Genomic DNA, 12,808 nt, shown 5'->3' with positions numbered 1-12,808 from the left:
CACGGACGGAACCGCACGGGGGTGCGTACTCCGACCGGGTGACTCTCGCTGGCCCGGAGCCAACCCTGTGGAACCATTGGTCGTCAAGTGAACAGCCACGCGAAGTGAGGTGATGCTGCCGCATTGTGATGAACCGTGAGTGTGGTACGGCCGTTGTCCGCCACCGAACCGCATGGACGGTACGGAGCGGCTCCGGTCCCCCTCGCGGACGCCCGCCGTTCAGCGCCGGCGCAGCCGCAGGACCAGCGCGGCGCCACCGGTGAGCACCAGGACGGCGGCGGCGCCGCCCGCGAGCAGCGGGGCGGAGGGCCCGGAGGGAGTGGCCGCGGTGGTGTGCGAGGCGGGGGTGGCGGCGGTCGTGGCGGCACGGGGTGCCGGGGTGCGCGCGGCCGGGGTGCTCGCCGTCCGGGGGCGTGGAGACGGTGACGAGGGTGCCGGGCTCTCCCGTACCGGTTCCGCCGGCTTCTCCTCCTTCTCCTTCTTCTTCGCCGCCTCCGGGAACACCACGTCCGAGCACGAGTAGTACGTGTCCGGGGTGCTGCTGTTCTCCCAGACCGTGTACAGCACATGACGTCCCGTCCGGTCCGGCGGCAGGGTCACCCGGAACCGGTGGGCGCCGTCCGTCAGGGCCGGGTCCGTCACCTCGGCGAACGGTTCCTCGGGCAGGTCGGCCCAGGTGAGCGGCTTCGCCGGGTCGTAGCCGGGCTCCGTCAGATACATCCGGAACGTGCCGGTGTGCGGGATCGTCGAGACGTACGTCATCGGCAGCGCCCCACCGGGCTCCACCCGGGTCGCCGGCCAGTCCGTACGGGCCAGGTCCAGCCCCCGGTAGGCGGGCAGGCCCCCGCTGCACAGGCGTCCGTCGGAGATCCGCTGCCGGTCCCGGCCGGCGACGTCCGCCACCCGCAGGTTGTCCCACGCCGTGAACGGCGCGCCGTTCGCGGCGACGGCGGCACGACAGGCCGCCGATTCCGCGCGGTCGCCGCCCTCGGGCGAGCAGGCCACGACCCGGCTCACCGGGTCCGTCGGCGCCCCGTGGGCGCCGGCCGGCGCCGCCGCCCACAGCGGCAGCAGCAGCGGGGCCACGAGGGCCGCCGCGAGCACGGTGCGGTGTGCGGTCGTCCGGGGCATCCGGACCGCCTCCTTCGGCGGGCGGGGAACGGGGGAACTCTTCCGTGCAGTACGGCGGAAAAGCCCGGCGCGTTCATCTCCGAGGCGATGCGGGCATAGCGGTCCGTTCCTGGTCAACCGCCTTTCGGCGAGGGGGGTCTGCCGGCCGGATCGAGGGTTTCCCCCGTATCCGGGCGGCCCGCGCGCTGCCTATCGTTCGACCGCAGTCGGCCCACCGGTGACCCCGCACGGACCGCTGCTCGCGCCCGGCCGGCCGATTCGCCGCACCTCGATTCACCCCACGCTGCTTCGACGACGAGACGACAAAACGACGAGACGACGAAGCGAATCGATTCTCCTCCCCACACTCCGCGTTGCCCGGAGTCCCGGCACGAAAGGCACCCCCCTTGCGCACCTCATCGAGCTCTTCCCGCGGCTCCTCCCCGAGACGGAAGCTGATATCCGTCGCCGCTCTCTCCGTCGCCCTGCTGACGACCGCCTCCGCCCAGGCCGCGGTCGCCCAGGACGCCCCCTCCGGCGCGCCGGCCGGCCCCGCGGCCCGCACCGAGGCCGCCCCGGGCACCCCGGCCGAGCGGCTCATCGTCGGCTACAAGTCCGGTGCCGCCGAGGCGAAGTCGGACAAGGCCGCCGCCGCGGACGCCGCGGCCAAGGGCGAGAAGGCCGGCGAGGACGTCGGCTTCCGGCGCCGCCTCGGCACCGGCGCCGCCCTCGTCGACCTGGGCGCGAAGCCCACCACGGCGGACGTCGCCGACGTCGTCGCCGAGTACCGGGCCGACCCGCAGGTCGCCTACGTCGTACCGGACCGCCTCAACAAGCCGCTGGCCACCCCGAACGACACCGAGTACGGCAAGCAGTGGGACCTGTTCGAGTCCACCGCCGGCATGCGGGTGCCGGGCGCCTGGGACCTCACCACCGGCAGCGGTGTCACCGTCGCCGTCATCGACACCGGGTACGTCACCCACTCCGACCTCGCCGCGAACATCGTCGGAGGCTACGACTTCATCTCCGACACCGCCGTCTCCGTCGACGGCAACGGCCGCGACAGCAACCCGGCCGACCCGGGCGACTGGTACGCGGCCGGCGAGTGCGGCCAGGCCACCGGCGGCAGCTCCTCCTGGCACGGCACCCACGTGGCGGGCACCATCGCCGCGGCCACGAACAACGGCAAGGGCGTCGCCGGCATCGCGTACGGCGCGAAGATCTCCCCGGTGCGGGTGCTCGGCAAGTGCGGCGGCTACGACTCCGACATCATCGACGCCATCACCTGGGCGTCCGGCGGCACCGTCTCCGGCGTGCCCGCCAACGCCGACGTCGCCAAGGTCATCAACATGAGCCTCGGCGGGGGCGGCGCCTGCTCCACCGCCACCCAGAGCGCCATCAACGGCGCCGTCAGCCGGGGCACCACGGTGGTCGTCGCGGCCGGCAACGAGAACCAGAACGCCGCCAACTCCTCCCCGGCCAACTGCGGCAACGTCATCACCGTCGCCGCCACCGACCGCTCCGGCAACCGCGCCTCCTACTCCAACTACGGCACGATCGTGGACATCGCCGCGCCCGGCGGTGAGACCGCGACCGCGGCCAACGGCATCCTGTCCACGCTGAACTCCGGCACCCGCACCCCGTCCACCGAGAACTACGCCTACTACCAGGGCACCAGCATGGCCACCCCGCACATCGCGGGCCTCGCCGCGCTGATGAAGTCGGCGAACCCCGCCCTCACCCCGGCCCAGGTCGAGTCGGCGATCAAGTCCAACGCCCGTGCGCTGCCCGGCACCTGCTCCGGCGGCTGCGGCGCGGGCCTCGCGGACGCCGCGAAAACCGTCCAGGCGGTCAAGGGCGGTACGTCCACGGGCTCCACGTACTCCAGCACCACCGCCGTCGCCATCCCGGACAACGGCTCGGCGATCGAGTCCCCGATCACCGTGAGCGGCCGCGGCGGCAACGCGCCGTCCGGCCTCCGGGTGGGCGTGGACATCACCCACACCTACCGCGGTGACCTGGTCGTCGACCTGGTGGCCCCGGACGGTTCGGTGTACCGGCTGAAGTCCGCCGACGGCTCGGACTCCGCGGACGACGTCAACACCACCTACACGGTGAACGCCTCCGGCGAGACCGCCGACGGCACCTGGAAGCTGCGGGTGCAGGACACGGCCTCCTACGACACCGGCCGGCTCAACGGCTGGCGGCTGACCTTCTGAGCCACCCCCGGAACAGGCGGGCCGGCCGGTGCGGATGGGGCACCGGCCGGCCCGCCTTTCTCTTTTGTCCCCGCACCTGACACACTTAGATACCGGACGTGCCGTTTTCTTTCGGAGATCGAGTTCGTTTTGCCCGATGTGTTCAAGTCCGGTGCGATAACGGCATGGTGAACATGGGCGCAGGGTGAGATATCGTGTACCGCGCGTGAAAACAAACAGCATGACCCGTTCCTTTCCGGCTCAGGAGTTCAGGCGATGGCGAGGCAGGTACGCGCCGAGCAGACCCGCGCGACGATCATCACGGCCGCCGCAGAGTTGTTCGACCGGCAGGGCTATGAATCGACCAGTCTCAGCGACATCGTCGAGCACGCCCACGTCACCAAAGGGGCCCTCTACTTCCACTTCGCCGCGAAGGAGGACCTCGCCCACGCCATCCTGGAACTGCAGTCCGCGACCAGCCGCCGGCTGGCCAGGGACACCGAGATCCGGGGGCACACCTCCCTGGAGGCGCTGATGCGCCTCACCTTCGGCATAGCCAGGATGTCGGCCGAGGACCCCGTCCTGCGGGCCGGACTGCGGCTCGCCACCGGCGGCGCCCGGCCGCGCCCCCCGCTGAGCCACCCCTTCACCGAGTGGCTGGACATCGTCACGGCCCGGCTCCTCGGCGCCGTCAAGGAGTCCGACGTCCACCCGGACGTCGACATCGACGTCGTGGCGCACTCCCTGGTCTGCTTCTTCGTCGGCACCCGTGTCGTCGGCCACTCCCGCGAATCCGTCGCCCGGCAGCCCCGCCGTACGGCCGAGATGTGGCAGATCCTCATCCGGGGCCTGGTCCCCGTCACCCGGCGCGCCCGCTATCTCAGCCTGGCCGCACGGCTGGAGCGGGAGATCGCCCCCGTGTGACCCGCGGCGCGCGACGACCGGCGCGCGTTACGGTGAGCCACATGTCCGACCACCCCACCGCACCCGTGATCGTCGCCGACGAACCCGGCACCTTTCCCCACAGTGTGCTGGCCGAGCGGCACCCCGCGATCATCCGGCAGGTGCGCGAGGCCTTCCCGTACGAGCCCTGGCAGCACCGCGCGCTCGACGCCCTGCTCGCCGACTGCACCCGGGGCACGATCGAACCCCTCCCCGCCGACGCGCACGACCGGCGGCACTGGGAGACCTGGGGGATGGACACCTACGCCGGCCGCTCCTGGTACGAGGTGCCGTGGCTGTGGTCCGAGAGCTGGTTCTACCGCCGACTGCTGCAGGCGGTGGGCTACTTCGCCCCCGGCCCCTGGCAGGGCATCGACCCGTTCCGCCCCGCCAAGCTCGCCGAACTCGACTCGCCCGCCACGGACGAGGAACTGGCCGCGCTCGACGACCTCGCCGGCCGCCCGGAGGAGGAACGGGCCCGCGCCCTGCTGCACGGCTCCCTGTGGGGCAACCGCGCCGACCTCGGCTTCCGGCTGTCCGCCGAGGGAGCCGAGGAGACGGCCGCCGTCCCCGCCCTGGTGGCCGACGACAGCGAACGGCTGTGGCCGCTGCTCGGCCCCTCGGGTACGGGCACGCTGTGCCTGGTCGCCGACAACGCGGGCCGTGAACTCGTCCCGGACCTGCTGCTCATCGCCCACCTGCTGGCCCGCGGCCGGATCGGCCGGGCGGTGCTGCACGTCAAGCCGTACCCGTACTACGTCTCCGACGCCACCGCCGCCGACGTGATCGACGCGGTGCGCCGGCTCACCGACGCCAAGGGCGCGGCGGCCGAGTACGGCCGTGTCCTGTGGGCCGCGCTCACCGACGGCCGGCTCACCCTCCGCGCCCACCCGTTCTCCTGCTCGCCGCTGCCGTACGCGGACATGCCGGACGGCCTCCGCGCGGACTTCGCCGCCGCCGCGCTCACCGTCGTCAAGGGCGACCTCAACTACCGTCGTCTCGTGGGCGACCGGTACTGGCCCCCGACCACACCCTTCGCACAGGTCACGGCCTACTTCCCGGGCCCGGTCGCCGCCCTGCGCACCCTGAAGTCCGACGTGATCACCGGACTGACCGCCGGCACCGAGGCGGCACTGGTCGCGGCCGAGGAACAGCGCTGGCGCACCGGCGGCACCCACGCGCTGATCCAGGTCCGGACATAGGGTCCGTGACTCCCGTACGGGACACGGTTCACGCGATGGTGTGATCATGTCCGGCCCGGTGGATGCCGCCACCGGGCCACGGGTAGCCCCCGGCCATGACGCAGCCGTTCGAACTCCCGCACTTCTACCTGCCGCATCCCGCGCGGCTCAACCCGCACGTCGAGGAGGCCCGCGCCCACTCGACCGGGTGGGCACGCGAGATGGGCATGCTGGAGGGCAGCGGGGTCTGGGAGCAGGCCGACCTCGACGCGCACGACTACGGCCTGCTCTGCGCCTACACCCATCCCGACTGCGACGGGCCCGCCCTGTCGCTCATCACCGACTGGTACGTGTGGGTCTTCTTCTTCGACGACCACTTCCTGGAGAAGTTCAAACGCACCCAGGACCGCGCCGCCGGCAAGGCCCACCTGGACCGGCTGCCGCTGTTCATGCCGCTCGACCCGGCGGCCTCCGTGCCCGAACCGGAGAACCCGGTCGAGGCGGGCCTCGCCGACCTGTGGGCGCGCACCGTGCCGGCGATGTCCGCCGGCTGGCGCCGCCGGTTCGCCCTCGCCACCGAACACCTCCTCAACGAGTCGATGTGGGAGCTGTCCAACATCAACGAGGGGCGCATCGCCAACCCCGTCGAATACATCGAGATGCGCCGCAAGGTGGGCGGCGCCCCCTGGTCCGCCGGGCTCGTGGAGTACGCCACCGCCGAAGTGCCCGTCGCCGTCGCCGGGACCAGGCCGCTGAGGGTGCTGATGGAGACCTTCTCCGACGCCGTGCACCTGCGCAACGACCTGTTCTCCTACCAGCGGGAGGTCGAGGACGAGGGCGAACTCAGCAACGGCGTACTCGTCCTGGAGACCTTCTTCGGCTGCACCACCCAGGAGGCCGCCGACATCGTGGGCGACGTCCTCACCTCGCGGCTCCACCAGTTCGAGCACACCGCGTTCACCGAAGTCCCCGCCGTGGCCCTGGAGAACGGGCTCACCCCGGCCGAGACCGCGGCGATCGGGGCGTACACCAAGGGCCTGCAGGACTGGCAGTCGGGCGGCCACGAATGGCATCTGCGCTCCAGCCGCTACATGAACGAGGGCGCCCGGTCCGCCGCCCCCTGGCAGTCCCTGTCCGGCCCCGGGACGTCCGCCGCCGACGTCGGCGCGCTCCTCGCCGGCGCGGGGGCCGAGCGGCTGCGCTCCTACACACACGTGCCGTACCGGAAGGTCGGCCCGTCGATCATCCCCGACATCCGCATGCCGTTCCCGCTGCGACTCAGCCCCGCCCTCGACGGCGCGCGGCGGCACCTGCTGGAGTGGTCACGGCGGATGGGCATCCTCGGTGAGGGCGTCTGGGACGAGGACAAGCTGGAGAGCTGCGACCTGCCCCTGTGCGCGGCGGGCCTCGACCCGGACGCCACCCAGGAACAGCTCGACCTCGCCTCCGGCTGGCTGGCCTTCGGCACCTACGGCGACGACTACTACCCGCTCGTCTACGGCCACCGCCGCGATCTGGCCGCCGCCCGGCTGACCACGGCCCGCCTGTCGGCCTGCATGCCCCTCGACGCCGGGGAGATCCCGCCGCCGCCCGTCAACGCCATGGAACGGTCCCTGATCGACCTGTGGGCACGCACCACGGCGGGTATGACGCCCGACGAGCGCCGCCCCCTGAGGGCGGCCGTCGACACGATGACCGAGGCCTGGGTGTGGGAGCTGTCCAACCAGATCCAGAACCGTGTCCCGGACCCCGTGGACTACCTGGAGATGCGGCGCGCCACCTTCGGCTCCGACCTCACCCTGGGGCTCTGCCGCGCCGGACACGGACCGGCGGTGCCGCCGGAGGTCTACCGCAGCGGTCCCGTCCGCTCCCTGGAGAACGCGGCGATCGACTACGCGTGCCTCCTCAACGACGTCTTCTCCTACCAGAAGGAGATCGAGTTCGAGGGCGAGATGCACAACGCGGTCCTCGTGGTGCAGAACTTCTTCGGCGTCGACTATCCGACCGCGCTGCCCGTGGTGCAGGACCTGATGAACCAGCGCATGCGCCAGTTCGAGCACGTCGTGGAGCACGAACTGCCCGTCCTCTACGACGACTTCCAGTTGTCGGACGAGGCGCGGGCGATCATGCGGGGCTATGTGACGGACCTGCGGAACTGGATGGCGGGCATCCTCAACTGGCACCGCAGCGTCGACCGGTACAAGGACGAGTACCTGTCCGGCCGGGTCCACGGCTTCCTCCCGGACCGCTCACCGGCACCGCCGGTCCTCGTCTGACACCCGGCACTTCCCAGCCCGGCACCACCCGGCCCCGCACTGCCGTCGGAGGCGAACCATGGAACAGACCGCGTTGCGGCCCAGGCCGATGCCCGGCGACGGGGGCAGGGGCGGAGGCGGGGGCGGCGACGGATCCGGGGACGGGCCGGACCCCGGCCCGCCCGCCCGGCGGCGCGAACGGCGGCTGATGACCGTGCTGCTCGGGGTGCTGGCGGGGGCGGTCCTGGTGCTGTCCGGGGCCGGGCTGGGGGCGGTGGGGGCCACGGTCGTCGGCGCGGGCGGGCTCACCGGTCTGGAGCGGCAGACCGGAGCGGCCCGGGCCCCGGCCCCGTCCACGGCACCGCGGTCCGCCCCGTCCGTGCCCGCGGTCACCCGGCTCGGCGTGGAGGTGGCCGACGACAGGAGACCCGGGGCGCTGGTCGTCGCCGTGCACGTGCCCGGCCCGGGGGCTTCGGCCGGTCTCGTACGCGGTGACGTCCTCCTCGCCTTCGGCGCCACCCGTGTCGACTCGGCCGCCGACCTGGCACGCGCCGTCGCCCGTGCCCGCCCCGGTGACGAGGTGAGACTGACGGTGCGCCGTCGGGGCGGCGGCTACCAGCAGCTGACGGCCGTCCCCGGCATCGTCACGTGACCGTGCGGAGGAGACCGGTGCGCCGGTCCTCGTCGTCCCGTACCCGGAAGGGGAACGCTCGGCCATCGGTCGTGGCGGGCACGGGGCGCGGGGCGAACACGGCGAACCGGCTCGCGCCGCCCCCGCCCGCCGGGCAGGATGCTGCCCGTAACCCGCTGTCGCCCTGGGAGGCCCCCGCATGACCGGCGCCGTGCCCGCGTCCTTCACCGCCGACGACTACGAGGCCCGCATGGAGCGTGCGGCGCGGCAGGCCGCCGACGCCGGGCTCGCCGGACTGCTCGTGGCACCCGGCCCCGACCTGGTGTGGCTCACCGGCTACACCCCCACCGCCGTCACCGAGCGGCTCACCCTGCTGGTCCTGGCGGCCGGCCGGGACCCCGTGCTCGTCGTCCCCACGCTGGAGGCCCCGGACGCCGAGCACGCCCCCGGCGCCTCCGTGCTCACCCTGCGCGACTGGACCGACGGCAAGGACCCCTACGCCGCCACCGCCGCCCTGCTGGACGCGGACGGCAGGTTCGGCATCAGCGACAACGCCTGGGCCATGCACCTGCTCGGCCTGCAGAAGGCGCTGCCCGGCACCTCGTACGCCTCCCTCACCGAGGCCCTGCCGATGCTCCGCGCCGTCAAGGACGCGGCGGAGCTGGAACTCCTGGCCGCCGCCGGGGCCGCGGCGGACGCGGCCTTCGAGGAGATCAGACAGGTCTCCTTCGCCGGCCGCCGCGAGACCGACGTCGCCGCCGACCTGGCCGCCCTGCTGCGCCGGTTCGGACACTCCCAGGTCGACTTCACGATCGTCGCCTCAGGACCCAACGGCGCCAACCCGCACCACGAGATCGGCGACCGCGTCATCGAACGCGGCGACATGGTCGTCCTCGACTTCGGCGGCCTCAAGGACGGCTACGGCTCAGACACCTCCCGCACCGTCCACGTCGGGGAACCCACCGACGAGGAGCGCCGGGTGCACGACCTGGTGCGCGAGGCACAGGAGGCTGGCTTCCGCGCGGTGCGGCCCGGGGCCGCCTGCCAGGACGTCGACCGCGCCGCCCGCGCGGTCATCGCCGGCGCCGGGTACGGGGAGTACTTCATCCACCGCACCGGGCACGGCATCGGCGTCACCACGCACGAACCGCCCTACATGATCGAGGGCGAGGAGCAACCGCTCGTCCCCGGCATGTGCTTCTCCGTCGAACCCGGCGTCTATCTGCCCGGCCGGTTCGGCGTGCGCATCGAGGACATCGTGACCGTGACCGAGGACGGCGGCCGGCGGCTGAACAACACCGCGCGGGAGATGGTCATAGTGGACTGAACGGCCCCCTCGTCCCCTCCCTGCCTCCCCGAACGGCAACGGCGCGATCATGACCCAGGCACCGACACCCACCGCGGACACCGTCCGCCGACTGGCCCGCTCCCTGCTGAAGGACAGCGGGAAGGGCGGCGGGTCCGGCGGCGGCGCGCAGTCCGCCGCCGGCCCCGACGTCCGGCCCGTCGCCGCGTCCGCCGAGCCCGCCACCTGGTGGGTCGGCACCCGCCATGTGCTGCGCCTCGCCCCGGACCGTGAGGCGAGCGTGCGCCGCCGCCGCGAACTGCGGCTGCGCGACCTCGTCCGCCCGCACGTCCCGGTCGCGCTGCCGTCCGCCGTGGCGCACGGCGAGTGGGCACCCGGACTGTTCTGCAGCCTGGACACCCGGCTGGCCGGCGGGACGGCCGAGGAGCACCGCGTCTCCGCCGTCGGCGAGGCCGACCTGGCCGGGCTGCTCACGGGGCTGCGGGAGGTTCCGGTGCGGCAGGCGGAGACGCTCGGCGTGCCGCGCGTCCCCCCGCGCTCCCTGGAAGCCCTGCGCCGGGCCGCTGAGGAGGCCGCCGGACGGCTCGCCGAGGCCGACGAGTTCGACCCGGACCGGCTGAGCCGGCTCACCCCGCCCGCCGCGGTCCAGCTCGCCGCCCAGCCCGGCACGGCCGTCCTCGTCCACCACGCCCTCACCGGCGGACACCTCGTGGTGAGCGCAGACGGCCGCGTACGGGGCGTCCTGGGCTGGGACGCGGCGGTGGTCGGCGACCCCGCCGAGGACATCGCGGGCCTCGCCCTCGCCGTCGGCGCTCCGGCCGCCGTGCGCGCCGCCACCCTCGCCGGCTACGGCGCCCGCCCCTGTCTGCGCGGCCTGTGGCTGGCCCGCTGCGACTCCGTCCAGCACCTCGCCGAGGCCCTCACCGGCCGCCCCGCCCCGCCGCCCGCGCTCCGCACCCGTCTGCGGCACGCCTGGGAGCCGATCATGCTGGAAAGGGTGACGGACCTCGACCGCGCGGACGACACGCCGTAGAGGGCCCGCCCGGCGCGATTCCCGGAGGGCCCCGGCCACGACGCGACCCACCCGCCCCGGCCGCCGGTGAGGCGCTCCGGGACCGCTCGGTTCCCGGTCCCGGTCCCGAATCCGGACCGTTCCCGGACCGCTCCGTTTCTGGTTCCGGTCCCGGACCGATTCCCGGTCCCGGACCGATTCCCGGTTCTGGACCTGGTCCCGAATCTGGACCCGGACCCGGATCGGGCCCCGGATCGGGACCGGACCGTGTGACCGGGGCAGGCGTGTCGCGGCCTTCGCGGGCGCCGGACGGTTCTCAGCCCTGGAGCAGGACGACAGCCGACCGGCCCGGCAGCCGCAGCACCCCGTCCGGGCCCGGAGTCTCCACCGGCTCCCACGCCGCGAGGACGCGCGCGTCGGGGACGCCCAGGGGGATCGCCGCCTGCTCGGTACCGAGGTTCACCGCGACCCGGACGTCCCCCCGCCGGAAGGCCAGCCAGCGGTGCTCCTCGTCGTAGGTCACCTTGGTGTCGCCGAGGTCGGGGTCGGTGAGGTCCGGCTGCTCGTGGCGCAGGGCGATCAGGAGCCGGTACCAGGACAGCACGCGCGCGTGGGGCTCGCGTTCCGGCTCCGACCAGTCCAGGCAGGAGCGGTCGCGGGTGGCGGGGTCCTGCGGGTCCGGCACGTCCTGCTCGGCCCAGCCGTGTGCCGCGAACTCCCGCCGTCTGCCCGCGCTCACCGCCTTGGCGAGCTCCGGGTCGGTGTGGTCGGTGAAGAACTGCCAGGGCGTGCCCGCCGCCCACTCCTCGCCCATGAACAGCATGGGCGTGAAGGGGGCGGTCAGCGTGAGGGCCGCCGCGCAGGCCGACAGCCCGGGGGAGAGGAGCGCGGCCAGCCGGTCCCCCTGGGCACGGTTGCCGACCTGGTCGTGGGTCTGGCTGTAGCCGAGGAGACGGTGCCCGGCCACCCGGTTGCGGTCCAGGGGGCGGCCGTGGCGCCGGCCCCGGAAGCTGGAGTACGTCCCGTCGTGGAAGAAGCCACCGGTGAGCGTCTTGGCGAGGGCCGCGAACGGGGCACGCGCGAAGTCGGCGTAGTAGCCCTGCGCCTCACCGGTCAACGCGGTGTGCAGGGCATGGTGGAAGTCGTCGTTCCACTGCGCGTGCAGCCCGAGGCCCCCCTCCGCGCGGGGCTTGATGACCCGGGGGTCGTTCAGATCCGACTCGGCGATCAGGAACAGGGGCCGGCCGGTGTCGGCGGCGAGGGCGTCCACGGCCCCGGACAGCTCCTCCAGGAAGTGGCACGCGCGCGTGTCCGCCAGCGCGTGCACTGCGTCGAGGCGCAGCCCGTCGATCCGGTAGTCCCGCAGCCAGGCCAGCGCGCTGTCCACGAGGAACGCGCGCACCTCGTCGGAGCCGGGCGCGTCCAGGTTGACCGCCGCGCCCCACGGGGTGTGATGGGTGTCCGTGAAGTACGGCCCGAACCGCGGCAGGTGGTTCCCGGACGGTCCCAGGTGGTTGTGCACGACGTCCAGGACGACGCCCAGGCCGAGGGAGTGCGCCCGGTCGACGAACCGTTTCAGTCCCTCGGGTCCGCCGTACGGCTCGTGCACCGCCCACAGCGATACCCCCTCGTACCCCCATCCGTGCCGGCCCGGGAACGGGCACACCGGCATCAGCTCCACATGCGTCACGCCCAGCTCCGCGAGATGGCCGAGCCGCTCGGCGGCGGCGTCGAAGGTGCCCTCGCGCGTGTACGTGCCCACGTGCAGTTCGTACAGCACCGCGCCGGGCAGCGGGCGTCCCGGCCACGGCGTGCGCCAGGCGAACCGGTCGTGGTCGACGACGGCGCTCAGGCCGTCGGGACCGTCCGGCTGCCGGCGCGAGCGCGGATCGGGCAGGACGGGACCGTCGTCCAGGGCGAAGCCGTACCGGGAGCCGTCGTGCGCCCCGGCCTCCCCCCGCCACCACCCCTCCCGCTGCGGATCGCGCTCCAACGCGCGCGTGACGCCGTCGCACTCGAGCGTCACTCGGCCGGCCTGCGGTGCCCACACCTCGAACTGCACGGACGGTTCCCCTTCGTCTGCTCACTGTGAGGTAGCCCGTCCATCGTGCGCCATCGGAGATCAATTCGCCGGGGGATCCGCCCTTTTGCGTCGGGTGTCGCCGGGCGCGCC

General features: G+C 73.5%; 9 protein-coding genes. 7 read left to right on the top strand and 2 right to left on the bottom strand.

Annotation, left to right across the window (positions count from 1 at the left end; all coding sequences use genetic code 11):
* Positions 1-219: 219 nt before the first annotated feature.
* Positions 220-1,131 carry a lytic polysaccharide monooxygenase gene (locus tag ACF1DX_RS10285; protein WP_391790751.1) on the bottom strand — a complete coding sequence of 304 codons (912 nt, stop codon included), beginning with the start codon at positions 1,129-1,131 and terminating at the stop codon, positions 220-222.
* Between the two features lie 386 nt (positions 1,132-1,517).
* On the opposite strand from ACF1DX_RS10285, the gene ACF1DX_RS10280 reads away from it, so the two are divergent.
* From ACF1DX_RS10280 to ACF1DX_RS10250, 7 genes are all read left to right on the top strand, one after another.
* A complete protein-coding gene (locus ACF1DX_RS10280; protein WP_391790750.1) occupies positions 1,518-3,329 on the top strand; it encodes a S8 family serine peptidase in 1,812 nt (603 codons plus the stop codon).
* A 255-nt stretch (positions 3,330-3,584) separates the two neighbouring features.
* Positions 3,585-4,232, top strand: a complete 648-nt coding sequence (locus ACF1DX_RS10275; protein WP_391790749.1) for a ScbR family autoregulator-binding transcription factor — start codon at positions 3,585-3,587, stop codon at positions 4,230-4,232.
* Between the two features lie 41 nt (positions 4,233-4,273).
* Entirely contained in the window at positions 4,274-5,452 is a 1,179-nt protein-coding gene (locus tag ACF1DX_RS10270; RefSeq protein WP_391790748.1) for a damage-control phosphatase ARMT1 family protein, read from the top strand.
* 95 nt (positions 5,453-5,547) lie between these two features.
* The gene (cyc2, locus tag ACF1DX_RS10265) at positions 5,548-7,707 is read left to right on the top strand and encodes a germacradienol/geosmin synthase Cyc2 (RefSeq protein WP_391790747.1); all 2,160 of its coding nucleotides are present in this window, start codon (positions 5,548-5,550) and stop codon (positions 7,705-7,707) included.
* Positions 7,708-7,765: 58 nt separating this feature from the next.
* A complete protein-coding gene (locus tag ACF1DX_RS10260) occupies positions 7,766-8,338 on the top strand; it encodes a PDZ domain-containing protein (protein ID WP_391790746.1) in 573 nt (190 codons plus the stop codon).
* 178 nt (positions 8,339-8,516) lie between these two features.
* Positions 8,517-9,644 carry an aminopeptidase P family protein gene (locus ACF1DX_RS10255; RefSeq protein ID WP_391790745.1) on the top strand — a complete coding sequence of 376 codons (1,128 nt, stop codon included), beginning with the start codon at positions 8,517-8,519 and terminating at the stop codon, positions 9,642-9,644.
* Positions 9,645-9,693: 49 nt separating this feature from the next.
* Positions 9,694-10,656, top strand: a complete 963-nt coding sequence (locus tag ACF1DX_RS10250; protein ID WP_391790744.1) for an aminoglycoside phosphotransferase family protein — start codon at positions 9,694-9,696, stop codon at positions 10,654-10,656.
* 295 nt (positions 10,657-10,951) lie between these two features.
* Here ACF1DX_RS10250 and treZ read toward each other — a convergent pair whose 3' ends face one another.
* The gene (gene treZ, locus ACF1DX_RS10245) at positions 10,952-12,697 is read right to left on the bottom strand and encodes a malto-oligosyltrehalose trehalohydrolase (RefSeq protein WP_391790743.1); all 1,746 of its coding nucleotides are present in this window, start codon (positions 12,695-12,697) and stop codon (positions 10,952-10,954) included.
* Positions 12,698-12,808: the final 111 nt, after the last annotated feature.

Source organism: Streptomyces sp. NPDC014676 (genome assembly GCF_043084105.1).
Classification (GTDB): domain Bacteria; phylum Actinomycetota; class Actinomycetes; order Streptomycetales; family Streptomycetaceae; genus Streptomyces.
The sequence above is the reverse complement of the archived record's forward strand: the minus strand, read 5'-3'. Positions and strand labels throughout refer to the sequence as shown.